The sequence below is a fragment of the Acidobacteriota bacterium genome (assembly GCA_012517875.1).
Classification (GTDB): domain Bacteria; phylum Acidobacteriota; class JAAYUB01; order JAAYUB01; family JAAYUB01; genus JAAYUB01.
In genome coordinates, this window is sequence record JAAYUB010000076.1 from 1 (window position 1) to 25459 (window position 25459).

Consider the following 25459-nt stretch of genomic DNA (forward strand, 5'->3'; position numbering starts at 1 on the left):
CCGAATGCTCCAGGTTTTCAGCGTGCACCTTTTTAGCAAAGTTCTTGTACATGAGTTGTTTGCAAATGATAACGAAAATGACAACCTGTTACAATCGCCTAACCCACAGAAATCATTCAAGTTTTAACCGGACAGCAGTGTAATACTATATTAATTTGTAACTGCTATATTAATTTGTGACAAGGTTCCGGAGGGTGCCATGAACAGATTTCTGATTCTCACTGTGATCGCTTTCTCTTTGTTATGTGTGTTCCCTTTGGCGGGCAATCATGATGGGTTGGACCCCGGAGCGATCCGGATCGTCGGCCGTGCGTTGGAATCTCAGCGGCTGAGATTGGAAGTCTCCATCCATCAAGGTGATACTGAAACGCTGAATATTTGTGGAGTCAAAATCTACTCGGAACCGAGTCATTCGCTGCTTTGCGCCATCGTGGATCCTGACATGCCTGCTGCGGCACAAGAACAGATCAGGGCGGAAAAGCCACGCGGGATGGTTGTGACGACGATCAGAGATCAGATTGAACCCGATTTTGAAATTCAAACTCCTCCCGTCGAGGATAATCGGATTCTGGTCGAATATGTCCTCAGGCGCGAAACAGGGGTCGTTACCCATACGGTCAGGGACGTGTATATTCCGAACGGATTCCAGTCGTTTGGCTTTGTCACGGGAGCCCGGCTTGAAAACGTGACGGAGTCATGGGTGACCAATTGCTACTGTGACGATGTCTACTGCAAAACCATCACGTGTGGCACTCCCGAGATGACCCTGTGCTGCCCCAACTGCACCTGCTTCTGTGGTCACGTCCAATGTCCTAAATGAACACCCGCCAGGCGGATTTCGCGGATACGCGCCGCGTTTTAAGCAAACGGCAACATCCGTCCGCGTGATTGGTATAAGCTTTTCCCAATAGATACTTGAGGAATCCGCCTGATCGTGTTCGGACGTCGGACACCGACTATCGGACCCGGGTTCGGCTCCCAGAACCCATCCACCATCTTTTCAATGAAAATGATCAATGATAAATTGATCAATTCCTTCGTGCCCTTTGTGTCTTCGTGGTGAATCCGCTTCGCCGGTCCGATTCCCCGGGCAAACGGGCTGAGCGGTCACAAGACTGGACGCCTCCGCCCCGCTCGGCTATGATGGAGCCGACGTCCTGAACCCGTGATCCGTAGGAGATCCGCCCGTGCGGCCAGCCCGATCCATCGGCTTGATGACGCTGTTCTTGTTCTCCGCCGCGGTCGCCCTCGCCCCGGCCCGCGGCGACGCCATGACGAGTTCCGCCGGCGGCACCCCGCCGCCGTTCCGCGACCCGGCGCTCGATCCGGACGAGCGGGCGCGCGACCTCATGGGGCGCTTGACTCTCGAGGAGAAAGCCTCGTTCATGGTCCACGAGACGCCGGGCGTGGCGCGCCTGGGCATCCCGCCGTACACCTGGTGGAACGAGTGCCTGCACGGCGTGGCCCGGTCGGGCCGCGCCACCGTCTTCCCCCAGGCCATCGGCCTGGCCGCCACCTTCGATCCCGACTTGATCGGCCGCATCGGCGCCGCCATCGCCGCCGAGGCCCGGGCCAAGCACGCCGCCCGGCCCGTCGGCGCCGCCGGCCTTTACACGGGCCTCACGTTCTGGTCGCCCAACGTAAACATCTTCCGCGATCCCCGCTGGGGCAGGGGACAGGAAACCTACGGCGAAGATCCATATCTCACGGGGCGCCTCGGCGCGGCCCTGGTCCGCGGACTGCAGGGGGATGATCCGCGGCGGCTGATGGCCGCCGCCTGCGCCAAGCACTACGCGGCCGGGAGCGGCCCCGAGGCGTCGCGTCACCGCTTCGATGCCGCGGTGGCTGAGACCGACCTGCGCGAAACCTACCTCCCCGCCTTCGGGGCGCTGGCCGCGGTCGGCGTCGAGGCGGTCATGTGCGCCTACAACCGCCTGAACAGCGAGCCGTGCTGCGCCAGCCCGTTCCTGCTCCAAACGGTGCTCCGCGGCGAGTTCGGCTTCCGCGGGCACGTGGTGTCCGACTGCGGGGCGCTCCGCGACTTCGTGGACGGCCACCGCACCGCCGCCGACGATCTGGAGGCGGCCGTCCAGGCGCTGCGGGCGGGCGTCAACCTGGAATGCGGCACCGCCTACCGGCATCTCCCCGCGGCCGTCCGGCAGGGCCGGGTGACGGAGGCCGAGGTCGACGCCGCGCTGCAGCCGCTGCTCCGTACGCTGGTCCGGCTGGGGCTGTTCGACCCGGCGCCGCCCCCGGCGCCGCCTCCGGACGTGGTGGGGTGCGCCGCCCACGCGGCGCTGGCGCGGGAAGCCGCCGTCAAATCCATGGTGCTGCTCAAGCACAACCCCGGCGCACTCCCTCTGCCGGCGGACCTGCAAACGCTCTTCGTCACCGGCCCCTGCGCCGCGAGCGTCGACGCGCTGCTCGGCACCTACCACGGCCTCGGCGCCGACATGGTCACGGTGCTCGAGGGGATCACCCGCCGCGCCGGGCCGGGCGTGCGGATCGAGTACAGCTCCGGCTGCCCCCTGGACGGACCCGTCGCCATCGGCAACATCTGGCCCGCGAGCTATGCCGACGCCACCGTGGCCGTCGTCGGGCTGACCCCCGATTTCGAAGGGGAGAAGGGCGAGGCATTCCGCTCCGGCGCCGCCGGCGACCGGACGAGCCTGGAACTGCCGGCCATCCAGGTGGAACTGGTCCGCCGCCTGCGCGCCCGGAGCCGCCGGCCGCTGGTCGTGGTGGTGGCCGCCGGGTCGGCGGTGGCCATCCCCGAGATTCTGGAGTTGGCCGACGCCGTGCTGCTGGCCTGGTATCCGGGCCAGGAGGGCGGCAACGCCGTGGCTGACGTCCTGTTCGGCGCGGCCAACCCCGCCGGCCGCCTCCCTATCACCTTCTACCGGACGCTGGCGGACCTGCCCCCCTTTGAGGATTATCGGATGGAGGGGCGCACCTACAGGTATTACCGAGGCGAGCCCGCTTTTTCCTTCGGTTACGGCCTGAGCTACACCACGTTCGGATATTCCGACTTGGCGGCGGCGCCGGCGGTGATCCCGCCGACCGGTGTGGTGGAAATCCGCGTCACGGTGGCCAACACCGGTCCGATGGCGGGCGACGAAGTGGTTCAACTCTACGTGGTGCCGCCCGACGCCCGTGCCGGCGGCCCGAACCAGGAACTGAAGGGATTCCAGCGGATCCATCTCGCCGCCGGCGAACGCCGCGATCTTCGGTTCCGCCTGCCCGCCGCGGCGTTGCGGCGGTGGGACGCGGCGGCCGGCCGCTGGACCGTCCGGCCCGGCGGTTACGTGGTGCGCGTGGGCGGTGCCTCGGCCGGTCCCCGTGCCGAAACGGTCCTGAGCATTGGAAGTTATGAGACAGGAGACAAGGGTAAGAAGGTCAGAGTTCTGCAACTCCCATCTTCTATCTCCTGACTACCAATTGTTTGTATTCGCAGAGGAGAGAAGCACGCTGATGAAAGAAATAGTGGGAATCATCTTCGGACTGGGTTTGATGGCCAACGCCGGTCTGTTCGTGCTCCAGGCGGTGAAGATCGGGCGGGCCCGAAGCGCCAAGGGCGTGTCCATTCTCACCTTCGCCGGCTTCTGCCTCCTGCAGGTGACGGGCATCCTGCACGGCATCTTCCAGCACGACCTGTATCTTCTCTCCGGTATGGTGGCCAGCCTGCTCGCGTGCGGCACGGTCACCGGGCTGGCCGTCTACTACCGGAACCGCTGAACCGCGGCGCCCCGCGCCCGCAGCGGGCGCGGGAGAACAGGGTTCGCCGGATTAAAACGGTTGATAGTTGATGGTTCGTGCTCGTAATGTTCATCGTGATCGTGATCGCCATCGAGACTCGGTGCTCGTTCCCGCCATGGGAACGTCAGACACCGGATACCCTCTCATCTGATATCCGACTCACCGATTCACCCATTCACCCATTCACCCTGCTCGCCGGCCCCGAATTTCTTAAATAATCCTTGCAAAGAGGTAAAGAACGGTATACAGTCTTCCCGGATTCGATCAACGGATCGATCGTTGCTCCTGCCGCCAGAAGTAACTTGTCGTTCAGCCAGTTCCTTCCAGAGCCCAGCCGAGTATCATCCGTTCCATTGTTCCGTAATCCAGGTGTTTGAACCGGCTTGGCCGGAATTTAATGTGATGCCCGTTCATCAAACGGGCCAGGAGTATCAGCATGTCGACGAAGATCTATGTCGGAAACCTTCCCTTCAGCGCCACCGAAGATCAGCTGCAGCAGATGTTCGCCGCGCACGGTGCGGTGGAATCGGTCAGCGTGATCACCGACCGGGAAACCGGCCGGCCCCGCGGCTTCGCCTTTGTGGAGATGTCCAGCGGCGCCAACGAGGCGATCCAGACGCTGAATGAGAAGGTCATGGACGGCCGCACACTCAAGGTCAATGAAGCGCGTCCGCGGGAAGACCGCAAGCCCCGCTGGTAACATCAGTTCCCGCCTCCGGGGAGCGCCAGCCGGCGCTCCCCGGGGCACATTCATCACAGATTCCCCTCCACTGACAGCGGCCAGTCTTCAATTTCATCTGAAACACCCTGTTCTCTCTGCAGGCTCTGTGTCTGCGGAAGTGAACGGTTTTTACTTCGGTGGCGGATCGGGCGGGTTGATGGGCGGACCCGGATCCTGCACGCCGCGGGCTGCCTCGCCTTGGGCGGTGGCGCCGAACATACCGGCGACCTGGGAGGCCGCCGCCGGCAGGTCGTCGCCATCCTGGTAGCCGGCAGGACTCTGCCGGTTCACGCCGGCGGCGAGGCCGGAGAAGGCGGCTGTGGACCTGAGGCTGGCGTCGTCCGGGTCGTCCGGATCGTCCGGGTCCGGCGGCATCGGTTGCGGTTCCGGCCGGGGGACCGGCGAGCTGGCGCGGGGGTCTGTCGGCGTCGGTGTGCTCGGCACGACGAATCCGCCGGGTTCGGTGGGTCCGCCTGGACCGGGAACTGGCGACTTCACATGACCGGGCCCGAGGCCGTGCCGAATCGCCGGCCGCTTCGGGTTGCCGTCGGGGCCCTGCTCGGTGCCGCCGATTTCGGGGGAATAGGCGCCGAAGCCCTCCCGCAGGATCCGAAACTTCGACACCAGATCGTCCGACCGCTTCGGCGGATCCGGCGGCGGATCCGGCCTCACGATGGGTTGGCCGGGCGTCTGTTCCGTCGGCCCCGTGTCAATCCCGCCCGGCAGTCGCTCTCCCAGTCCGCCCGGGAATCGCGGCAGGTCGGAGGCGTCATGCGGCCGATCGAGTCTCTTCTCGCCGAAGTCGAGGACTGGCGGCTGGAGCACACCGAGCTGGTCCTGCATGGACGTCGGGTGAACTTCCGCCTTTACCGGTCCCGCAGGAGCGGGAGCGGATGGCGTGTCGTCGGGTTCCGGCATCGCGGCCGGTCCGCTGAGTGGTTTGATTTCCATCGTCTACCTCCACCATTAAAGATCCGTACGCCGGACTGATCGGGGAATCAGGCATGCTGCTTGGGATGATCGTCCTGCCGATCGGTCCGGATGTCTATTCTAATTATCGGTCCGATCCGGATTTTGGACACGGACAATTTTAAGGAATCAATGGATGAATGGGTAAATGGGTGAATCGATGAGTCGGATATCAGATGAGAGGGTATCCGATGTCTGCGTCCCCATGGCGGGAACGAACCTTGAGTCTCGATGACGATTACGAATTGCAATTACGAATTACGAGCACGAACCATCAATCACTAACCGACAATTGTCAGCTCGATTCTTATACTCCTGTCCGCCCATTCTCCTTGTCAGCCGCATCACGGTGCGTTCAGGATCCGGGCATCGACCCAGTAAATGTCCCCGTCGCGGGTGAAAAACAGGTAGCGGCCGTCGGGCGAAAGGGCGGGGCACTGCTCGTTGCCGGCGGTGTTGACGGCGCGGCCCAGGTTGCGGAGCGGTGACCAGCCCCCCTTGGCGTTTCGGCGGCTGATCCACAGATCGCCCAGGCCGGCGCCGCCCGGGCGGGTGACCGACAGAATGAGGTAGCTCTCGTCGGGCGCGATGAGCGCGTCCCCTTCGAGCGCGTAACTGTTGACGGGCTCGCCGAGATTCTGTGGCCGCGTCCAGGCGCCGTTTCGGTACGACGCACGGTAGATGTCCCGCAGGCCGCGGGCGTCAGCGCGCTCGGCCTGCAGGTAGAGCGTTCCGCCGCGGGTGAGGGTGGGGTAGAACTCGTTTCCCGTTGTGTTGACGGGGGTTCCCAACTCACGGGGCGCCGACCATCCGTCGCCTTCGCGCGTCGCCACCCAGATGTCGAAATGCCGTTTGGGTGCCCCCTTGGGTTCCTTCGGACGGTTGGAGCTGAAATACAGTTGACGACCGTCCGCGGTGATGAATGGGTCGGCGTCGCTGTACGTCCCCGAAAATGCGGCCACCTCAGGGCGGGACCACCGGTTGCCCTGGCGTTTCATCGTCATGATCTGGTAGCGGCCCGACATGGTCTGGACGGTATAGAGGAATTCTTTGCCGTCCGGCGTGAAGGCGGCGTTCAACTCGCGCTTCTCCGTGGAGACGACTCCCGGCGCGAACAGCTTGGGGGTGTTCCCCGGCGGCGTCTGGCCCAGGTAGGCGCCTTGCAGCACGGGCGCCGGCGGCAACGTCTTCGGCGCGCCGGCCGCCTGGAGCATCTGGACAATCCCGGTGTGCCCTTCCCGGGCGGCGATGCTCACCGCCGTCCCGCCCCGCTGGTTCGGGGTGTTCACCGCCATCTTTCGGGCAAGCAGCGATTCCACGAGCTGCGTGTGGTTGTTCAACGCGGCCAGGTGCAGGGCGGTGTTGCCCATGGGGTCCGTCTCGGTCAGCGAGGCGCCACCGGTTAGGAGTATCTGGACCATGGCGATGTCACCCCGCCACGCGGCCTGGAGCATGGGTGTGAATCCCTCGGCCGAGCGGAGGTTCGGCCGCGCGCCCCGACCCAGGAGCATCTTGACGCAGGGGCTCTGCGAGCCGCGGACGGCGGCATGAAGCGGCGTGTACTTCAACACGTTCTCCTGGTCGTCGATCCCCGACCACTTGCCGAGCATCCGTTCGGCCACCTGAGTCTGACCCAGAAAGCACACCATATGCAGGGCCGTCATCCCTTCTTGGTCGCGGGCGCTGACTTCGGCGCCGGCATCCAGGAGGTAATTGACCACATCCATCCGCCGGCTCATGACCGCCGTGATGAGCGGTGTCCGGTTGTATTCGCCCGGAGCGTTCAGCAACTGGGGGCTCTTGGCGAGAATCTCCTTCACTTGGGCCAAATTGCCCGCGGCGACCGCGTCGTGGATCTCCGCGGCCATCGCCAGTGCGCCGCCCAGCAGGAGCGCCAGTGCGGTCGCCAGCCAACGTCTGCTCGGTCTCATGGTGTGCCTCCCGATGTTGCGGATCCCGCCCGACTGCGCCTCCACTGCCGGTGAGGCGCCCCGACGGATGCCTCCGGCCTGCGGGCGCCGGCGGCTTCCCGCTATTATCGCTCACCGAGCGTTCCGCGTCCACCTCGCGGATGCTGCGAACAGGCGGATGTCGGACCGCGGACTTCGGACAGCGGCCGTCGCATCCTCGTGCGCGTATTCGTGATCGTAATCGAGGCACGAGACACGTTCTCTCCACTTTCGTTCCCGCAATGGTCAAGTGACAGCTGCCCCGGAACGCGTGATGCGGCCAATCCCGGTCACAGCGAGGATTTGCAGACTCGCCCAATGACAGGGTGTGTTCGACGACATTCAAAATTCAGTCCAAGTCCGGCGAACGTCGCGAACGACTCCCGGCTGTCCGCATGACACAACCCGCCCGTCAGGGCCATCGATCTGGATTGCGATGGGAGGTGGGTTCCGATAGCCGGAAACCCAAATCGTGGACACTGTAATTTCCGTGCAAACGCCAACATATCAAAAGGTTCAATCGGTGGTGCGGAGCTGTTACCGGACAATGTAGCGCCGGGCCCGCCGGACACCGGATCATCTGGCCGCATTGCCTGCCGTCGCTGGTGGGAATCCAAAAGGTGTTACGGTGACTTCTCCGCCTTGCGGATCCGCAGGATCCCGCTGTAGTTCACGTCGGCGTTGTAACGGCCGCCCGGGCGGAACGAGCGCCACTCCGCTTCTGTCTTCGGCTCGTAGGTGTACGTGCGGCCGCCGGAATCGCGGAACCGGATCGTGTATTTCTCGATGCGGGTGCCGGCACGGTCTTTGGCCCCGGCCACAAACGCCGGCCACATCGGCCGCTGGTTGTCCCCCGCGGCTTCCAGCAGCTTGACATCCACCCAGCGGTCAACGGTGTAGGTGTAACGAGTCTTGTAGACCGGCCGCTCCTTGTAGACCGGCTCCTGGCCCGTCCGGGTGCGCGTGACCGACTCGTAGACGGGCCGGTCCTCGTACACGTCCTCGAAGTAGCCGTTGCCAAGGTCGCGAGTGCCCACCTTGACCCGCTCGGTGCCGGTCTTGACCTGCTCGGTGTAGGACTCCTCGCGCTCCCGGGTGCCCGTCTGGACCTTTTCCTGATGATGGACCGCCCGTTCCTGGCGCAGCACGCGGATGCCCTTGGGGAGTTCCCCCTCCCACCCTTGTTCGGTGAAGGTGCGCAGCTGCTGCGTCTGGATGGAGCGCTCCCAGTGGAAGCCGTCGGCGACGAGCACCGTGGAGCGGGGACGGCAGAACCAGTACAGCCCGGCCACGGCGACGAGGACGAAGGCCGCGGCGGCGATGAGACAGCCCTTGGCCACCTTGCGCCCGGTCGTTCCGGTGGCGGGCAGCGGGGCGGCCGGCGGTGCCGGCGGCGGCGCGAGCCGGGATCGTCCGGCGTCGGCGCCGGCGCCGCAGCCGGAACAGAAGGCGTTGGCGCCGGGATTGTCGCCGCCGCAGAAGGCGCACGTCCAGTCGGGACCGGCTTTGGCCTTCGCCACCTCGGTCTCGTCGACGACTTCGCGGGCGTCATCGGGCAGATACATCCGGACCTCAGCGCCGCGCGGCGCGCCGCAGCCGCCGCAGTATCTGTCCGGGCCGCGGTTGCGCGCCCGTCCGCACATGGGGCAATCCCAGGCACCTTCGCGAATAGCCATACGGTTTTTCCTCCATGGCCTTGGACGGCCGCGGGATGAATATTGGCAGAAATTGTAGCCGAAACGCGTGCGAAAATCCCCAAGAAAGTCAGCGGATCCGGTCCGCCTCGGATGGCGGGAGGCGGCGCGCGACTGCTGCGAAAGCTTGCGGCGGGTGGTAGAATACAGCCATCACGAGTTGGGATGAGGCGATGGCGGCTTCGGGACGGATGCTGGAATCGTGGAAAGAGATCGCTGAACACTGTGGCCGGTCGGTGCGCACCGTCCAGCGGTGGGCCCAGCGCGGCCTGCCGGTGTATCGAGACGCCGGTGGCACGAGCGACCGGGTTTACGCCTTCGCCGAGGAAATCGACGCCTGGCGCCTGGCCCAGGCGCTCCCGGGCACCGGCAGCGGCCATGACGAGGGTGACTCTCCCGGTGCCGCTGATAGCGGCGATCTGCCGTCCCCCACTGAACCGGAAGGCGAAGACGCGGACGCTGTCCCGTCCGCGGTGAGCCGGACGACGGAGCCGACGGCCCCCGTCGACGCGGCGGTTCCTGTCGCCGTAACGACTCGGCGGCCCCCCCGGATCTGGTTCCGGGCCGCCGGTTTACTGCTGGCGGTGCTGGCGGTCGGCGCGGCGGCGCTCTACTTCTTCCGGCAGACGGGGGGCGCCGACACTCACCGGTTGGCCCGGGCCCTGGCCGAGGGCGACACGGTGGTCGGTTACGACACCACCGGGCAGCGGCTTTGGGCGACCCGCCTCCCCGGTTCGGTGATGCAGGAGACACCTGAATTTTTGGCCACGAACGCGGGTGCCTGCGGCGGCCGGCAATTCGTGCTCGCCGACCTGGAAGGGGACGGCGCCACCGAGGTGCTGGCCAACGTCCATACCTCGCTGACTGCATCCGACCTGTACTGCCTTGGTTCGGACGGCCGAGTCCGGTGGAGTTATCGCCCGGGCGAGTCGCTGAATTTCGGCGGACGGCCGGTGTCCGCTGAGTGGTTTGTCCGCTTCTTCCATGTCTCCGACGCGGACGGGGACGGCAGGAAGGAGATCGTTCTGCCGGCCGTCCATTACCAACTCTTCCCCGCCAAGATGGTGGTTCTGGGTTCGGACGGAGCGGTGCGCGGGCAGTACCTGCATACGGGGCACTTTTTGAATCTGACTCTGACCGACCTGAATCGCGACGGCCGAACCGAGATCCTGATCGTGGGCATCAACAATGCCCACCGGCAGGGCTTTTTAGCGCTGCTCGACCCATCGGACCTGGCGGGTATCTCGCCACCGTCCAGCGACGCCGCCTACACGTGCGCGGGCCAGCCGCCGGGCCATGAGCTGTACTACCTGCTGTTCCCGCGGGACTGCATCAACCGGGCGACCCACGAGTACGGCGGGCTGGACGGCATCGTGGTGGAACAGGAGCAGGTCGTCGTCTCGACCTTCTGGACGATCCAGCCGCCCGAAGGGGTGGCGGTAGGCAGCGTGCTGTTCTACCTGGACCGCTGGCTGGCGCTGCGCTGGGTGGATTTCGACAACGGCTACTCCGTCCTCCACGCCTACCTGGAGCGCATCGGGCACGTCGATCACCCCTTCAGGCGGGACGAGATCAACGAACTCGACGCCATCCGCTACTGGGACGGCGACACATTCACCGCCATGCCGACTCCCAACCGCCGCGGCCGCTGGGCGAGCCGTGGGAGTGATTGACACACGGGCCGCGGATGCCGGTATAATGCCCCGGTCCGCGCCGGCGCGCCCCGAGTGGGCCGGGCGGCAGCCAGTCTGTGCGGGCGGACTCTCAGCATGACTTCGAACAGCACATCCCGGCTCTGGTGGCTCCTCAAGCAGGTGTGGCAGTTCACCCGCTTCGCCGTGGTGGGGGCCCTCAACACCGGCATTGATTTCGCCATCACCAACATCCTGGTACTTATGCTGCAGCCGTCCAGCGGCGTCGTGCTCTTTCTCATCTCGGTGGTGGCGTGCGGCGTGGCCACCCTCAACAGCTACGTGCTGAACCGGCGCTGGACGTTCGCCGATGCCTTCGGACCAGCCGATCGGGCGGAGAAACTCAAGTTCGCGGCCGTGGCGGGACTGTCCATGGCAATCAATACGACCAGCTTCCTGTTCCTCGTCCGTTTCCTGCCCCGCTACCTGCCGCCGGAGCTGCCCGAGTGGCTGGGCGTGCCCGGATTCATCCTGGTGGTCAACCTGGCCAAGTTCGGCGGGGTGTTGGCCGCGTTCATCCTGAGCTTTCTGGGATTCCGGTTCGGCGTCTTCAAGACCGAGGCGGTCCACACGTTCCGTAAAACCTTTGCATTTCCCGCGGCGCCGGACCGCGGCGGCAACGTCCAGGTGCTGGCGGCCGTCGGGCTGGCGGCAACCCTGCGGCTGCTGCTGGTGTTGCCGGGTGCGCCACTGTCGGGCGACGCCGTGGTTAACGCGGCGGCCGCGCGCGACGCGGTGGCCGGCGGTTGGGCGGTGGTGGAGCCGGCGGGGCTCAACCTGTTCACCGCCTGGCAGGCGCTGGTGCTCGCGACGGGTATGGGCCAGGTCGCTGCGGCCGTGGTCGCCTCGCTGGTCCCGGGTGTCCTCCTGCTGCTGCCCGTGGTGCGGATCACCCGAACCCTGTACGGAGCGCCGGCGGCCTGGCTGGCGGCGCTGTTCACCGCCGCTCATCCCCGCCTGATGGAATACTCGGTCAACGGCGAAGCGTTCAGCTTCTACCTGTGCGCGTTCGCCGCCGGGGTGTGGGCGCTGGTCCGGTTGGCGCGCGGCGGAGGGCTGGGGGCCGGGACGGCGGTGGGTGCGGCGTTCGGGCTGGCCGCCGCGGTGCACAACGACGGCTTCACCGCCTTTGTGGCGGCATTGCCGCTGACTGTGGGCCTGGCCTGTCCGTCCCGCGGTCTGCTGCCCCCCCGTGGCGGCGAGGCAGGCGGACGATGGCTGGCTCGATTGGCAGTGGGTGCCGCTGCGGCCGCCGCCTTCGCCGCCGTCATGATCGGCTGGGTGCTGGCGATGCCGGCTGCGCCGGGCGACGGCGGGCTGCTCCATGTCACCGCCGCGCCGGTGCGGGTGTTCACCGAACGTCTGGACCTGGCGGAGGCGGCCCGGGCCATCTACGGCGAGGCCGCAACAGCGGCTCAGTCGGTGGCGCCGGACCGCTGGTCCGGCTGGATGGCCCAGGTTGCACGGGTTCCCCAGAACCTGCTCTACTGTTTGGAGCGGACGCCGGGTCTGCTGTTGACACCTGTCCCCCTGTTCCTGTTCCTGTTGCCGCTGTTCACCGGACGATGGTGCCTGTTCCGGTCGGACAAGCTGCCCCTGGTGTTCATGATGGTGTTGCCGGTGGTGGCCGACGCCTTGCTGCGCGTGGACACGCGCAATCTTCTGACCGCGGTGGTGCCCGTTCAGATATTCGGCGCGGCCGGGCTGGTGGCGTTCGCCGCGTATGCGGCGCGCGAGTCCAGGCTCCCGGGGCTGCTGGGCGCAGTCGTGGCCGTCATCCTGATGATTTCGCTGGGGCTCACGGCCTGGCGGGCGGTGGATTTGGAACGACAGTATGAGAACCATCACCGTCTGGCCGGCTGGCTGGCGGCGTCCGTGCCCCGCGACGAGCCCGTGGCCGGCTGTGCGTATGGCTACATCGAACTCACCGGCTTTTACTCGGGGCACGCGACGGTGCCCCGGCTCTGGACCGAACGGGCCGAGGATCTGCCGGCGGACATGGACCGCCGCGGCGTTCACTGGCTGATCCTGTACGAGCCGTTCCTGCGGGCCGCCAATCCGACTTTGTTGCCGGCGCTCGACGCGGGCGTGCCCGGCTTCCGCCGGGCATTCGTCGCCACGGACCGGCGCGGACTCCGGGCAGTGGTCTTCGAACGGACGCCCTGAGACGAAAAGGCGCGGCTCAACGCCGCGCCCGCTCGTTTCCCATCGGGTTCGGGTCCGGGATTGTTACGGCAACTCCGGATTCGGGGTCCGCCGCGGTTGCCCGACCACTTTCACCTCGACGGTTTTCTGGTCCGGGAGATCGGTTTCAATCACCAGTGTTCCGGCGAACGGCCCTCCCGTGTAGCCGGCCGGCAGGGTGACCGTCACGGTGTAGGCGGTTCCGGGCGCCACCTCCTCCAGGCGGGTCTTCAGACCGGGTACGTCGCAGGTGACGCCGAGTATCTTGAACGGGGTGTTGATGGAGTTGAACCGGACCTGCCGCACAACATCCGACGGCACACCGGTCAGGGAGAAATTCAGCCGATAGGGCACGGCTCGGACGATGCCGACCACCTCGCCGACGACCAGCATCGTCAGTGTCGGCTTTTTAGGGTGGTTGGTCTTCAGGATGACTTGTTCGCTGAAACGCCCGATGGGCGTGTCGGCGGGCAGGGTGATCCGGATACGCTGGTGGGCGATGTTGTTGAAACCGGTTTTTGAGTACTCCACCCGCAAGGACGGATGGGCGCACGTGATGGCCGTGATATCGGTTTGGTCCGCGTCCTTGCCGACCAGGGTGGCGTAGCGAACCTCCTGCTGCCCCTTGTTCACCTGGCGGAACGTGACCGTGGTCTGCTCCAGGGCCAGCGTGTTCACGATGTCGGCGCGGATGATGAGTTCCACCGAGGGGTGATTCAGATCGTTGGTGGACACGGTGATCTGTTTCATGAGTGCCCGGCGGCGATTGGCGGTGTTGAGGGTGACCTCGATGTTTCCTTCCCCGCCCGGGGGAATCTCCCTGGCCGAAACCAGGGCTGCCGTGCACCCTCAACCCGCTTTGACGCTGTGAATGATCAGCATCGCCTGTCCGACGTTTTTAAACTGAAACACGTGCTTGAGGGTGACGCCATCTTCCACAACACCGAAATCATGCTTCAGGGAGTCGAACCGGATCTCCGGCTGCGGCTTGCCCGTCGGGGCCTCGGTTGTCGCGTCCTGGGCGGCGGCCCAGCCGGCCCAGGCCAGCACCAGCGCCGCAATCGGCAGCACCGGGCGGAAAAGAGTTGGCGGAATCAAGAGGGTGTTCCTCCTCAGAGGGATCAGAGTGTCATCTATACATCATTCCGGCGCCGAAGCCAAGCGGGAATGTCGGCGGCGGAGCCCGCGGCGCGTCCCGTTCCTCACAAAGGCTGAAACATCCGGGGGGCCGCTCAGTAAAATAGTCGTCACCTTGAGACGGAGGTTCGAACACGTGGGCAAATGGGTGATCGGCGGTTTGCTGTTGATGCTGGGGGCGGGGCTGGCGGGCTGCCGGCTGACCCCCGGCGGGGCGGGGGAGGAGGTCGCGCCGGCTCCGCCGGCAGACCCGATGGATCTGGTGGGAGAACTCACCGAGCTGCAGGGGGCATACCCGCTGAAAGTGATCAGCGCCCCGGGGCCGTATGGGCCCGGCGAGATCGGCGAGCTGGCCGGCGAACGGGAGCTGCTGCTGCGCGACAACGATTTCGTCCAGGGAGTGACCGGCGAGTTCCAGTTCTTCGACTTGCCGGGTTTGACCTTTGCCGTTACAATCTACCAGATGGCGTCGCCCCACGGCGCGCGGCGTGTGTATCAGGCGGTGGCGCCGTTCGGGGACAGCTGCCTCCACCTGGGCGAGGAGAACCGGCAGTCGCCGCTGGGGGTGGCGTTCCACCGCGACGTCTACTACGTCGAGCTGGTGGGCCGGAACGTGGACGAGCGCCTTTCCCGCGAGATCACCATGCTGGCGGCCGAGCTCGACAATCACTTGCAGCGCTGATGCGGGCCGCCGCCTCGGTGGCGCCGCCGGAGTGAAGTGAACGTCACCGGATCACAGGAACAACTGATCCGGCTCGCAGAAGGTGTCCGCGAGCTGTACCTGGCGCTGGCCGACCGTTTTGCCGAAACGGAACAACTGCGCGCGCTCTGGCACGATCTGGCCCGCGGCGAGGCCGAGCAGGCGACCGGCCTGCGCCGGCTGGCGCCGGCTGTAGCCGTCAGCGGCGGCCCGGATGACCCGGTGCTGGCCGAGGTGCTGCTGCGGCACCTGGCGTCCCTGGCGGAACGCGTCCGCCGCGATCGGCTGTCGCCGGAGGGCGCCCTCGCGCTGGCCTTTGGCGTGGAGTGCTCCCTGGCCGAACGCCTGGCGGCCGTGGTGGAACAGTCGGGGGCGCCGGCCGCGTGGCTCGACCCGTTTCGTGCGGCCGGCCGGGAGCACCGTCAGAAATTGCGCGATGCCGCCGCCCTCCGCGGCGTGTTCCTGCCGCCGGATGAGTAAGCCGCGCCGCCCCCCCCGACACCTGCTCTGGGTGCAGCTCGGGGTGCCCGACGCCGAGCAGGCGTTCGCCGACAGCAACCTGCCCGTCGCCGCGGGATATGTCCTCGGCCACTGTTGCGCCCGCGGCCTGCTGGACGGCCTGACGTGGGCGATCCTGGACGAGGCCACCGCCACCTACGCCGGCGATGCCGGTCTGCTCGGAGCGGTGCTGGACCACCGGCCCGATGTGTTGTGCTGCTCCGTTTACATGTGGAACGTGGAACGGTCACTCTGGCTGGCGGGACGGGTACGGGAGAGCCATCCGGAGATCCGGATCATTCTGGGCGGGCCGGAGGTCAGCCCCGGCAGCGTCTGCTGGGACGACCCCACCGCCGACATCCTGGTGGCCGGCGAGGGTGAGACGGGCCTGCCCCTCGCCCTGGCGGCGCTGGACCGCGCTGACTCCCGGCCGATACGGATCGTGGCGCCCCCGCTGGCGGCGCTGACCGGGCTGGCCGATCCCTACTCCCAGGGGATCCTGCCGCCGGGCCTGAAGGGGAACTGCCTCCTGGAAACCACGCGGGGGTGCCCCTGTCGCTGCCACTACTGTTTCTATTCGAAAAGCGCCCGGACCGTCCGCCACCACGACGAGGCCGCCATCCGCAACTTCTTCCGGTGGGCCGCCGCCGACGGCCGGGTCCGCGACGTCTACCTGCTGGATCCGTCCTTCAACCGCGCCCGCGGCACGCGGGGCCGCCTCGACAAACTGGCCCGCTGGAACCGGGGCGGGTTGGATCTCCACACCGAAACCCGCCTGGAGGGGATCGACGCGGCGCTGGCCGCGGCCTACACCCGGGCCGGTTTCCGCTCGCTGGAGGCGGGCCTGCAATCCATCCACCCCGCCGTCTGCGCCGGCGTCGGTCGCCGGCTGGATCTGCCGGCCTTCGCCACCGGGGCGGCGCACCTGGTGACGGCGGGGTTGAAGCTGGACATCGGGGTGATCCTGGGCCTGCCCGACGACGATCCGGCCGGCTTCCGCGACACGCTGGTCTGGTTGCGGAGGCGGGACCTGGCCGAGGCGGCGGAAGTGTTTCTCCTGAGCCTGATTCCGGGGACGGCGCTGCGCGAGCGGGCGGCGGCCGAAGGGTTCCGCTGGATGCCCCGACCGCCGTACTACCTGCTCGCCGCCGGCGCGTGGGACGAGACCCGCCTCCTGCAGGGCATCTACGACGTCGAGGAGATTCTGGACCGTCAGCACCACGTGGACATCCCCCCGTACGACGCCGAGCCGGCGCCGGGCGGCTGGGTCCAGCGCATCCGCCTGAACGCCGATTCGCCCGGCGCCGCGGCGGCGCTCGCCGCGGCGATACCCCGGCTGGCTGCGGTGGTCACCCTGGACATCGATTGTCACGATCCCGACCGCGCCGCCCCCCGCATCGCCGCGCTGGGCGAGCGGTTGCTCGCGGCCTGCCCGTTCGGACTGTCCCGCATGGTGCTGCGGGGCGCCCGCCCCGTGTCGTCGGACGCGGCGGTGACCATCCAGGCGGCCTTCGCCCGAGCCGACCAGTACTGGAACCGGGTGAACTACTTCCGCGACGACGCCACCGGCCTCTACTCCTGCCGGCTGTTCCAGCGGGTGCCCGCGGCCGAATGGCGCGACTGGCTCGACCGCCTGCCGGCCTGGCTGGACCTGGTGTTCGAGCTGCCGCCGGATCCGACCGAGTTCGACCGGCTGGCCGGCGCGCTGTACGAGCGCCTGCGGCCCGGCCTGAGCTTCGTGGTCGGCGGCGACGGCGTGGGCGAGGATTTCCGGCGGCACATCGTGCGCGCGGTGGAGGAAACGGGCGTTTTCAGCCGGTGGCTGCCGGCGGTGGAGTGACGCCGCTACTCGTGCCGGAGCGACTCCACCGGATCAAGGCGTGCGGCACGGGTGGCCGGGTACAACGCCGCGGCCAGAGCCACCAGCGTGGCGAAGGCGACGGCAGCCGCGATGAGCCAGGCGGGAAGATGGAACAGGTCGGCCGGCCGGGCGCCCTGCTGCTGGATATAAATGTTCATCAGATAATTGATCCCCAGCGACGCGAGCCAGCCGAGCACCACGCCGAGCACCCCGCCGGCGAAACCGATCAGGCCGCCCTCGATGAAGAAAAGGCGGCGGATGTCGGCGCGGCGGGAGCCGACCGCCTTCATGATGCCGATGTCCCGGCGCCGTTCCAGCACCGCGATGATCATCGTGTTGACGATCCCGAGGCAGGCGACCAGGAGCGAGACGCCGGCGAGGGCGCCCAGTCCGGCGTCCATCAGGATGAAGAAGCGGTTCATCTCACCCAGGATGGAGATGAGGGAGACGGTCCGGAACCCCATCTTCTGGATCGTCTGTTCCACCCGGGCGGCGTCGGTGGCGCGGGCGGTGCGGACCTCCACTGTCTGGTAGGGGTCGCCGGCGGACGGATTGCGCAGCAGGCTTTCCAGCGCGATCACGTCCAGCAGGCCCAACGCCCGGACCTGGTCCAGAGGCAGGAGGATTTCCATCCGGAGGATGGGATTGCTGAACAGGCTATCCGGCGGCTCGACGACGCCCACCACGCGCACCGTGAGTTCCCGCCGCGCCACTGAGAACGCAGACAGGGGAAGCGGGCCCGCCGCGCCGCCGCCGGCCGAGGCCGTGAAGAAAGACAGCTCCAGCTCCCGGCCCAGCGCGGCCGCGGGGGCCTTGAACCCAAGGGCGGCCGCGCAGTCCTTTGTGATCACCGCCTCGCGGTTTGCGCCCGGCAGGAACAGGCGGCCGCATCGCAGCGGATAGGCCGTCCGGCTTTCGGCGTCGGCGGCATCGTGGCTGCGGCCGAGGGAGTTTCGGCGCTTGTCGCCGTATCGCACCTCGACGGGGAACTGGACCACCGGCGAAGCCGAAACCACGCCGGGGAGGCGACGGAACCGCGCCATGGCCGTGTCGTCGAGGCGCGGCCGCGGCGTCGCCGGAGCGGGCTTGGCGCGATCGGCGGGCCGTGGCACGGGCGCGGCCGGCATGACCTGGATGGTGGTCAGAACCCGGTATTTGAGTAGCTCGTCGGTGGTCAGGCGCTGGAGTCCCACGCCGAAAGCGAAGATGCAGACAAGGGTGCCGGTGCCGATCATGACGCCGGCGGTTGTGAGCGCCGTCCGCAATGGCGTCTGGCGGAGGTTGACTACGGCCAGGCGCAACGATTCGATCCAGTTCATGCATGCTCCCGCCGGCGTGGTGAAGCTCTGGGTTGTGTTCCGATGTCGCCGGCTGGGGATATTCTACGTCGCGATGAAGAAAAATGATCCGGGTTCAGTATAATAGAACAAATTTGTGGAGAACATCGTCAACATGAACATCAAGCGCATCGCGGCTGCACTCATCTGTGTGGTGGGATTCGTAACGGCGCTCCCGGTCCCATGGGTCCGCGGCCAGGCCGCCGCGCCGCCGCTCCTGCACAGTCTGCCCGTGGCCGACGACGATCCGGGCTCCATCATCCGGCGTTTCGTCAACCCGTTGCTGGCGGGCGGTCCCAAGGCCGCCACCGGCTTCCAGTCGGACCAGGAGCACGCCGATTCCCTTGGCCCGGTGCTGGAGCCGGACACGCCGACTTTCGTGCACTACGCCCGCTTCTCCCCCAACCGGGCCAACGAGCAGAACCTCATCCTGCGGGACGGGCGGATCTTCGTCAATTTCAGCTACCCGCACGATCCGGACGAGGCGCCCGATCTGAAAATCCGCCCGGTGGATGGCGGGACCCGGCTGCCCTTCATCATCCGCTGCCTGCTCTACCCCCGCGCCGAGGGGCAGTCGGACGGCTCCATCGAGATCACCTTCCGCTTTCCCATCATCTTCTCGCCCGGGGTGGACGTGCAATCGGTGCTCCTGAATTACCGCCGGGCCAACTTCCGCGTTGTCCCCGGCAGCACCGGCGACAGCTTTGTCCTGACGATCCCGGTACACCGGAAGGAACTGGAACAAGCCTTGCGCAATCCGGCCACGCCGTGCTCCATCTATGTCAACGGCTCCGTGAGCCTAAAAAATTACGACACGATCTCCACCTCGCGATTCGCCGCCGTCATGCCGCCGCTGCAGGACAACTCGGTGGCGGGGATCGCCCGGCTCATCGCCAGCCGGGATTACCGCGGTGAGGAAGAGCGGGCGGAACTGGAGCGCCTCGCCGCCGGCATCGCCGCCGGCTCTGACAACCTGTACGAGGTGATCCGTCGCGTCAACCGGTACGTCGGCACCAACATCCGCTATTTCCGGAATTCCATGGCGCGCACGCCGCTGCAGGTGATCCAGGAAGGACTGGGCGACTGCGACGACTACACCCGGGTGATGATCACACTGTTGCGGGCGCTGGGCATCCCCGCCAAGTCGGCGGTGGGGCACATCTACGATTTCAACCACCTCGGCGCCCACGCCTGGGTCGAGGTGGGGTTGCCGCTCAAGGACGGCGACCTGCACTGGATGATCTGCGATCCCACCCTGGCCAGCGCGGCGCAGGATCCGGATTACTTCGTCCAGTTCAAGAACCGAATCCACATCTATCCGGTGACGGTGCAGAGCCGCGTGCTGAACCTGCCGGTGGACGATTCCTCGGACGTCTTCCTCAACTGGACCGGCGACGAGAAGCTGGGCGAGGTCTCTCCCCACGTCTTCCCGTCCATCATCCAGCGGTTCTACGCCGATTTCGTCACCTCCTTCACCCAGTCGGTCGGCGTCATGCGCACCTCCGGCCTCAACCTGCAGCGGGAATTTCTCCATTCCAACGGCAGCCCGTTCGTCCTGTCGGACCGGCCTGTTCCGCCCGAGCTGCCCAAGATCACCGACATGCGCGACCCGGACATCCTCTACGTCGCCCCGGATTACCAGCCGGCGGAATCCAAGATCCACGCGCGGTTCCAGATCAAGCTGAGCCAGGAGGACGACCTGCTGCTGGACATCGGGGTGATCGATGATGATTTCTACCTCGAGGCCGCCGGCGAACGTCGCGTGGTTGACGCGCTGGTGCAGGCGTACCGGAACATCTGCCAGCACTTTTTTCAGGGCGCTGAGTACCGCTTCATCACGGATATCTCGTATCTCCGCGACCGGCACAACGACCGGCTGCAGAAGGTGTCGCTGCGGGTGGGCCGCTACCTGCTGGAGCGCAATCTCAAGGAGACGGTGGATGCGATCCGCAAGGCCGGGCTGCTGAAGGGGCCCGAGTATGTGCTCATCGACCGGCTGCACACGCTGTCGCGCGGCAAGAACCTCTACCTGATGTGTGACCAGAGCTTCACCGGCCATGCTAGCAACGGTGGCATCCTGCCGATGCCGTTCTGACGGCGCGCGCGGGACGCGGCCGCAGCAGCGGGTCCCCCTTGGCGTTTGTGGGATAAGGGGGTATACTGTCCCATCTGTAATCTCATGGGGAGTGACAGGTTCATGAGCCGACCCGCCTGTTGCCGCAATTTCGCCGCCCCGACGCTTGCGCCCGAGATCGAAAGCCAGCTTCGGGAGCGCGCGCGCCGCGCCCGCGGCGACATCCTGAAGATGACCACCCTGGCCGGCTGCGGCCACCCGGGCGGATCCATGTCGTCCATCGATTTGTACCAGGTCCTCTACAGCCTGGCCGGCGTGGACCCGGCCGAACCCCGCCGGCCCGAACGCGACCGGATCGTCATCAGCCACGGCCACACGTCGCCGGGCGTGTACGCCGCTCTGGGCGGACTGGGATTCTTCCCGGTGGACGAAGCCATCGCCCACTTCCGCCAGGCCGGCGGACCGTTCGAGGGGCACGTGGAGCGCTGCGTACCGGGCGTGGAGTGGAGCACGGGGAATCTGGGGCAGGGGCTGTCGGCCGGCTGCGGCATGGCGCTGGCCGCCGAAGTCCTGGGGCTGCCCAGCCGTGTGTTCGTGGTCATGGGCGACGGCGAGCAGCAGAAGGGGCAGATCGCCGAAGCCCGCCGCTTTGCGGTGAAATTCGGCCTGACCCGCCTGACGGCGCTGGTGGATCTCAACCGGTTGCAGATCAGCGGCGAAACGGGCGCGGTGATGCCCCAGCGCATCCGGGCCAACTTCGAATCCGACGGCTGGCGGGTGCTGGAGATCGACGGCCACGACTACGCGCAGATCTACGGCGCGCTCCGCCGGGCCGTCCGCGACAACACGCACTGCGTGGCCATCCTGGCTCACACGGTGATGGGCAAGGGCGTGTCGTTCATGGAGAACCTGGCCAAGTGGCACGGCCAGGCGCTCGACGAGGCGCAACTGGACCAGGCGCTGGCGGAGCTCGGCCTGCCCAACGATTTGGACCGCTACCGCGAGATGCGCCGCCGCGGCACGGCCCATCTGCCGGCCTGGCGCCCGCCCGAGGCGCACGTGGATGTCGCGGCGGGCGAACCGCGGCTCTGGACCGCCGACAAACCCACCGACAACCGCAGCGCCTGGGGTAAGGCGCTGGAGGACGTCGCGTCGCTCAACCGCCCCCGCGCCGGGGCCACGCCCATCGTGGTGTTCGACTGCGATCTCGCCGCCAGCGTCAAGACCGGCGGGTTCGCTGCCGCCCACCCCGACCGGTTCTTCCAGTGCGGGATCATGGAGCACCACACCGCGGTTGCCGCCGGCGCCATGTCCACGCAGGGCGTCCAGGTGTTCTGGGCCGACTTCGGCGTGTTCGGCGTCGACGAGACGTACAACCAGCAGCGGCTCAACGATATCAACGAGGCGAACCTGAAGGTGGTCTGCACCCACATCGGCACCGACGTGGGCGAGGACGGCAAAACCCACCACGCTATCGATTATCTGGGACTGCTCCACAACCTGCCTGGCTTCCGCAGCGTCATCCCCGCCGATCCGAACCAGACGGACCGAGTGGTCCGCTGGGCCGCCGGGCAGCCGGGGAATTGCTTCATCGGGATGGGGCGGTCCAAATGTCCGCCGGTGCTTCGCACCGACGGCCAGCCGTTCTTCGGCCCCGACTACCGGTTTGAGTACGGCCGGGCCGATTTCTTCCGGCCGGCGGACGACGCCCATGTCACCGTCGCCACCTTGGGGGCCTTGGCCGGCCGGGCTGTCCGCGTGGCCGACGAACTGGCCGCCGAGGGCATCCGCGTGGCCGTGGCGGGCGTCCCGTCGCCCCGCGACCTGGACGCCGCCGACCTGGCCACCCTCTGCGCGTCCGGCGTGCTGATCACCTACGAGGATCATCATCGTGAGACCGGCCTGGGCGCTGCGCTGGCCGCCCGCATCCTGGAACGGGACCTGCACGTCCGCCTCGTGCGGCTGGGCGTGCGCGAGTATGCCACGTCGGGGACACCCGAGGAGATCTTGCGCTCCCAGGGCCTCGACGCGGACAGTCTGAAAACGGTCATCCGCCGGCTGGCGGGCCCCGCCGCCGTGCCGGCGGACGATCCGTCGAGCCGCTGATTCAATCGAACGGGAGGCCATCCATGTCGACCGCCATCATTCGGATCACCGGTTTCACGCTGTTGGTCCTCGCTGCAGTCGCCGCCCAGGGCGTGCCGGCACCGGCGGCTCCGTTCGCCGACCCCGCGCCCGCGACCCAGGAGACGATCCGCCCGGACCCGTCCCAGACACCGCCACCCGGGCCGGCGCTGCGGCCGGGCCGTCTCGAAGGAAAGGCCCGGTTGGTCCTCGAGAAGAATCAGCCGCCCGACGGGAAGCGGTACACCCTCCCCGTACTGGTGGACCTGACGGAGGTGTTGGTGGTCGGGGATGCCGACGACAAGGTGCCCGGCGTGTTGGGCGCCTACATCCTGGGGATCACGTTCGATCCGGCCAAGGTGCGGCTGGTGGACGTGCTGGGCGGCAATACGCCCGGATACCAGAAAGCCCCTGTCTTCACCAATCTGGAAAAGGCCAACGCCGAAGGGCTGGTCCGCTTCACCTCCTACCAGACCCGCGCTGACGCGCCCGCCGGCTGCATCGCCGTGGCCCGGGTGGTCCTGGACATCGCCGACTCCGCCGGACTCGAGACGGTGGAGTTGCTGGCGGATTCACTGGCGACCTCCATCCGCAAGGGCGCCGACGGCCGGACGGTGGGCCCGTTCGCCATTCCCTTCGAGGGCAAGGTGCTGCCCCGGCGGACCATCACCCCTGCCAAGCCCTGAGCCCGCTGCGGGCGCACCCTGAAAACAAAACGGCCGCCGGTCTGACCGGCGGCCGTTGTCGGTTGCGGCACAAGCGCTTACTTCAACTTAACGGTGTGGCCTTCCTTGATGTCGGAGCCGGAGACCACCCGCGCCTTGGACCGGTCGGGTTGGGCTTCGAACACCTCGAGGAGACCCACTTCCTTTTCCTCGGTGAACACCACCTCGCCGCGGGAGTTCTTGATGTCCACGCTCTTGAACACGGCGACCTGGTCGCCCACCTTCACGCCGTTGTTGGAGCCGAGGTCGATGATGACCATCTCGGCCGAAACCATGGCCAGTACCTTGCCAGGCACCTTGCGCAGGGCGGCCACCGCCTCATCCTGCGCCTTAGCCTCGTCCTGGGCCAGCTGGTCGGCGCGGGAGGTGTGGGTGGCCAGGAAGGAATGATCCATCTTTTCGATGATGTTGGCCATAGCCATCATCGTGGCGCGGCCCACCATGCTCTCGAGGAACTCGCTCGAGGAGACATCCAGGGCACCGCCGCCGGAACCCCACTTGCCGCCGCCCATGCTGACGCCCTTCTTGGAGTATGTGGCCTCGCCGAAATCGGCCATGATGGTCTCGGCGCTGGTGGCGTCCACGATCCGGTAATCGATCCGGACGTACGCCTCATCCTTCTTGTAGCCCAGGCCGCCGAACACGCCACCGCCCCAGCCGCTGCCGCCCACCTTGTTCTGCTTGGCGCCGAAGTTGGTGACCTTGGCCAGGAAGTAATACTGCACGCCCTTGATGTGGCCCTTGCGCACTGCGGACGCCTGCTCCACGTAGCCGGACTTGCCGAAGTCCACCTCGTCGGTGAGCAGGTCCACCTGGGCGCGCTCGATCAGGGTGTACTTGCCGGTTTTCTGCAGCTCGGTGATGAACATGTCCGTCAGGCCGGAACCCACCGTGGAGTTGTAGTACACGGAGTCTTCCGGCAGGTTGAACGTCTTGACGGCAATCACCGGTTTGCCGTCGGCGGCGGCCGCGAAGCCCGTCGCCACCGCGACCAGCACGGTCAGAGAAGCCAACACAATCAGTCTTTTCATCGCTCATCCTCCAGGATCATGGTTTGACCAATTATGGCGTCTGTATTGTAGTCCATGCGGTGTGACATTTCCACGGTGGACTTATCGACGGAACGTGTAAAATGTTGCGTCCGGGCCTGTCATGGGCCGCTAGGCTATAAGATGAGGTTGTCATGTCAGGGTTTCAGCGGGACCGCACGGCCGAGATCGGTTTCCGGCTCTGGTTGCAGCTGCCGCTGTATGCGGCCCGGCGGCTGGCGCTGGCGCCGCGTCTGGCGGCCCCCCTGCTGCGGCATCCGCTGACGGCGCTGGGCAATCTGCGCCACTGGGCCGTCCGCCAGCGGGACGATTTCCGGGGCCGGTGCCTCGGAGTGCCCTCCCGCGAGGCGTTCGTGGCCTACGTGGCGGAGCAGGCCCGCCGCTGGTCCGCCGGCGAGCTGGCGGAAAAGCCCCAGCTCTGGGTGTTCCAGGCCTATTGCGAGAAACCCCACACCGGCGCCTGCCGGCCGGCGCCCGATTCCCCCTATGCCCGTGCCGGCGCCCAGCGGCGCTTCAACGAGTTCTGCGCCTTCGCCGATCGTCCGGGAGCCGGCGGTTGCGGCGGCCCGGACACGCCGTGCCGGGTGGGGGAGTGGTTGGGGATGCTCCCGCGCGGCGGGCACGTGGACGTCCGACTCCAGATCATGCTCGACGAACGGCAGATGGCGGACTACTGGGCCGCCATGCTCCGGCACCAGGCGCAGAGCGGCCAGGTGATCCCATTCATCATGGATGTCTGCCCGCTGGCGCTATGGCTGGCCGAGGTGAGCCTGTTCCGGCTCAAGTCGCCGCTGGGGATTGTGTTCCACTTCCACTCGCCCAATCGCTGCCGGGACTTCCGCCAGTACCGCGCCGCCGACGGCGGCTGCAAGGCCGCCGATGCGCCGGTGACGCTGGACGCCGAGACCAGCCGGGCCAAGACCGAGCTGCTGGAGCGGCTGCGGGCGGTGACGACGGCGGCGCCGCCCGACAGCCGGTGAAAGCGGCGCC

Annotated in this window: 20 protein-coding genes; 13 read left to right on the top strand and 7 right to left on the bottom strand. The window is 66.9% G+C overall.

Going from position 1 to position 25459, the window contains the following annotated elements; translation table 11 throughout:
• Positions 1 to 199: 199 nt before the first annotated feature.
• The 4 genes from GX414_07700 (at position 200) to GX414_07715 (ending at position 4456) form a co-directional block, all read left to right on the top strand.
• The gene (locus GX414_07700; protein ID NLI46974.1) at positions 200 to 820 is read left to right on the top strand and encodes a hypothetical protein; all 621 of its coding nucleotides are present in this window, start codon (positions 200 to 202) and stop codon (positions 818 to 820) included.
• A 451-nt stretch (positions 821 to 1271) separates the two neighbouring features.
• Positions 1272 to 3431 (top strand): hypothetical protein, encoded by a 2160-nt coding sequence (locus GX414_07705; GenBank protein NLI46975.1) that lies wholly within the window; start codon positions 1272 to 1274, stop codon positions 3429 to 3431.
• A gap of 40 nt (positions 3432 to 3471) precedes the next feature.
• A complete protein-coding gene (locus GX414_07710) occupies positions 3472 to 3735 on the top strand; it encodes a hypothetical protein (GenBank protein NLI46976.1) in 264 nt (87 codons plus the stop codon).
• Between the two features lie 457 nt (positions 3736 to 4192).
• Positions 4193 to 4456, top strand: coding sequence for an RNA-binding protein (locus GX414_07715; protein ID NLI46977.1), 264 nt, complete (start codon positions 4193 to 4195; stop codon positions 4454 to 4456).
• A gap of 150 nt (positions 4457 to 4606) precedes the next feature.
• Here GX414_07715 and GX414_07720 read toward each other — a convergent pair whose 3' ends face one another.
• From GX414_07720 to GX414_07730, 3 genes are all read right to left on the bottom strand, one after another.
• Positions 4607 to 5428: a hypothetical protein gene (locus GX414_07720; protein NLI46978.1), complete on the bottom strand. Its 822-nt coding sequence runs from the start codon at positions 5426 to 5428 to the stop codon at positions 4607 to 4609.
• 362 nt (positions 5429 to 5790) lie between these two features.
• Positions 5791 to 7377: a hypothetical protein gene (locus GX414_07725; GenBank protein NLI46979.1), complete on the bottom strand. Its 1587-nt coding sequence runs from the start codon at positions 7375 to 7377 to the stop codon at positions 5791 to 5793.
• Between the two features lie 641 nt (positions 7378 to 8018).
• Entirely contained in the window at positions 8019 to 9071 is a 1053-nt protein-coding gene (locus GX414_07730) for a hypothetical protein (protein NLI46980.1), read from the bottom strand.
• 191 nt (positions 9072 to 9262) lie between these two features.
• On the opposite strand from GX414_07730, the gene GX414_07735 reads away from it, so the two are divergent.
• Entirely contained in the window at positions 9263 to 10762 is a 1500-nt protein-coding gene (locus GX414_07735; GenBank protein NLI46981.1) for a hypothetical protein, read from the top strand.
• 96 nt (positions 10763 to 10858) lie between these two features.
• Positions 10859 to 12946, top strand: a complete 2088-nt coding sequence (locus GX414_07740; GenBank protein ID NLI46982.1) for a GtrA family protein — start codon at positions 10859 to 10861, stop codon at positions 12944 to 12946.
• Between the two features lie 63 nt (positions 12947 to 13009).
• Here the strand turns inward: GX414_07740 and GX414_07745 are convergent, their stop codons facing one another.
• The gene (locus GX414_07745; protein NLI46983.1) at positions 13010 to 13798 is read right to left on the bottom strand and encodes a DUF1573 domain-containing protein; all 789 of its coding nucleotides are present in this window, start codon (positions 13796 to 13798) and stop codon (positions 13010 to 13012) included.
• Positions 13799 to 13813: 15 nt separating this feature from the next.
• Complete coding sequence (locus GX414_07750; GenBank protein NLI46984.1) at positions 13814 to 14062, bottom strand: DUF1573 domain-containing protein; 249 nt, start codon at positions 14060 to 14062, stop codon at positions 13814 to 13816.
• 175 nt (positions 14063 to 14237) lie between these two features.
• Between GX414_07750 and GX414_07755 the strand changes: the two genes are divergently transcribed.
• Genes GX414_07755 through GX414_07765 form a run of 3 tightly spaced genes read left to right on the top strand, consistent with a single transcriptional unit; the run spans position 14238 to position 17139 of the window.
• Complete coding sequence (locus GX414_07755; protein ID NLI46985.1) at positions 14238 to 14783, top strand: hypothetical protein; 546 nt, start codon at positions 14238 to 14240, stop codon at positions 14781 to 14783.
• 36 nt (positions 14784 to 14819) lie between these two features.
• Entirely contained in the window at positions 14820 to 15281 is a 462-nt protein-coding gene (locus GX414_07760; GenBank protein ID NLI46986.1) for a hypothetical protein, read from the top strand.
• On the top strand, positions 15274 to 17139 hold the full coding sequence (locus tag GX414_07765) for a hypothetical protein (GenBank protein ID NLI46987.1): 1866 nt from the start codon (positions 15274 to 15276) through the stop codon (positions 17137 to 17139). Before GX414_07760 ends, GX414_07765 begins: the two co-directional genes overlap by 8 nt.
• A gap of 5 nt (positions 17140 to 17144) precedes the next feature.
• On the opposite strand, the gene GX414_07770 is transcribed toward GX414_07765, so the two are convergent.
• The gene (locus tag GX414_07770) at positions 17145 to 18479 is read right to left on the bottom strand and encodes an ABC transporter permease (GenBank protein ID NLI46988.1); all 1335 of its coding nucleotides are present in this window, start codon (positions 18477 to 18479) and stop codon (positions 17145 to 17147) included.
• A gap of 133 nt (positions 18480 to 18612) precedes the next feature.
• Here GX414_07770 and GX414_07775 point away from each other — a divergent pair, with 133 nt between their 5' ends.
• The 3 genes from GX414_07775 (at position 18613) to GX414_07785 (ending at position 23381) form a co-directional block, all read left to right on the top strand.
• A complete protein-coding gene (locus GX414_07775) occupies positions 18613 to 20592 on the top strand; it encodes a transglutaminase domain-containing protein (protein NLI46989.1) in 1980 nt (659 codons plus the stop codon).
• 102 nt (positions 20593 to 20694) lie between these two features.
• Positions 20695 to 22677, top strand: a complete 1983-nt coding sequence (locus GX414_07780) for a transketolase (protein NLI46990.1) — start codon at positions 20695 to 20697, stop codon at positions 22675 to 22677.
• Between the two features lie 23 nt (positions 22678 to 22700).
• The gene (locus tag GX414_07785; GenBank protein NLI46991.1) at positions 22701 to 23381 is read left to right on the top strand and encodes a hypothetical protein; all 681 of its coding nucleotides are present in this window, start codon (positions 22701 to 22703) and stop codon (positions 23379 to 23381) included.
• Positions 23382 to 23458: 77 nt separating this feature from the next.
• On the opposite strand, the gene GX414_07790 is transcribed toward GX414_07785, so the two are convergent.
• On the bottom strand, positions 23459 to 24451 hold the full coding sequence (locus GX414_07790) for a hypothetical protein (GenBank protein ID NLI46992.1): 993 nt from the start codon (positions 24449 to 24451) through the stop codon (positions 23459 to 23461).
• Between the two features lie 152 nt (positions 24452 to 24603).
• On the opposite strand from GX414_07790, the gene GX414_07795 reads away from it, so the two are divergent.
• Entirely contained in the window at positions 24604 to 25449 is an 846-nt protein-coding gene (locus GX414_07795; GenBank protein NLI46993.1) for a hypothetical protein, read from the top strand.
• The last annotated feature ends 10 nt before the right edge of the window (positions 25450 to 25459 follow it).

What these genes read in the sequence shown, in the direction of transcription:
- GX414_07700 (NLI46974.1), top strand. Translation starts at nt 200, where the DNA reads ATGAACAGATTTCTGATTCTCACTGTGATCGCTTTCTCTTTGTTATGT.
- GX414_07705 (NLI46975.1), top strand. Translation starts at nt 1,272, where the DNA reads ATGACGAGTTCCGCCGGCGGCACCCCGCCGCCGTTCCGCGACCCGGCG.
- GX414_07710 (NLI46976.1), top strand. Translation starts at nt 3,472, where the DNA reads ATGAAAGAAATAGTGGGAATCATCTTCGGACTGGGTTTGATGGCCAAC.
- GX414_07715 (NLI46977.1), top strand. Translation starts at nt 4,193, where the DNA reads ATGTCGACGAAGATCTATGTCGGAAACCTTCCCTTCAGCGCCACCGAA.
- GX414_07720 (NLI46978.1), bottom strand. Translation starts at nt 5,428, where the DNA reads ATGGAAATCAAACCACTCAGCGGACCGGCCGCGATGCCGGAACCCGAC.
- GX414_07725 (NLI46979.1), bottom strand. Translation starts at nt 7,377, where the DNA reads ATGAGACCGAGCAGACGTTGGCTGGCGACCGCACTGGCGCTCCTGCTG.
- GX414_07730 (NLI46980.1), bottom strand. Translation starts at nt 9,071, where the DNA reads ATGGCTATTCGCGAAGGTGCCTGGGATTGCCCCATGTGCGGACGGGCG.
- GX414_07735 (NLI46981.1), top strand. Translation starts at nt 9,263, where the DNA reads ATGGCGGCTTCGGGACGGATGCTGGAATCGTGGAAAGAGATCGCTGAA.
- GX414_07740 (NLI46982.1), top strand. Translation starts at nt 10,859, where the DNA reads ATGACTTCGAACAGCACATCCCGGCTCTGGTGGCTCCTCAAGCAGGTG.
- GX414_07765 (NLI46987.1), top strand. Translation starts at nt 15,274, where the DNA reads ATGAGTAAGCCGCGCCGCCCCCCCCGACACCTGCTCTGGGTGCAGCTC.
- GX414_07770 (NLI46988.1), bottom strand. Translation starts at nt 18,479, where the DNA reads ATGAACTGGATCGAATCGTTGCGCCTGGCCGTAGTCAACCTCCGCCAG.
- GX414_07775 (NLI46989.1), top strand. Translation starts at nt 18,613, where the DNA reads ATGAACATCAAGCGCATCGCGGCTGCACTCATCTGTGTGGTGGGATTC.
- GX414_07780 (NLI46990.1), top strand. Translation starts at nt 20,695, where the DNA reads ATGAGCCGACCCGCCTGTTGCCGCAATTTCGCCGCCCCGACGCTTGCG.
- GX414_07785 (NLI46991.1), top strand. Translation starts at nt 22,701, where the DNA reads ATGTCGACCGCCATCATTCGGATCACCGGTTTCACGCTGTTGGTCCTC.
- GX414_07790 (NLI46992.1), bottom strand. Translation starts at nt 24,451, where the DNA reads ATGAAAAGACTGATTGTGTTGGCTTCTCTGACCGTGCTGGTCGCGGTG.
- GX414_07795 (NLI46993.1), top strand. Translation starts at nt 24,604, where the DNA reads ATGTCAGGGTTTCAGCGGGACCGCACGGCCGAGATCGGTTTCCGGCTC.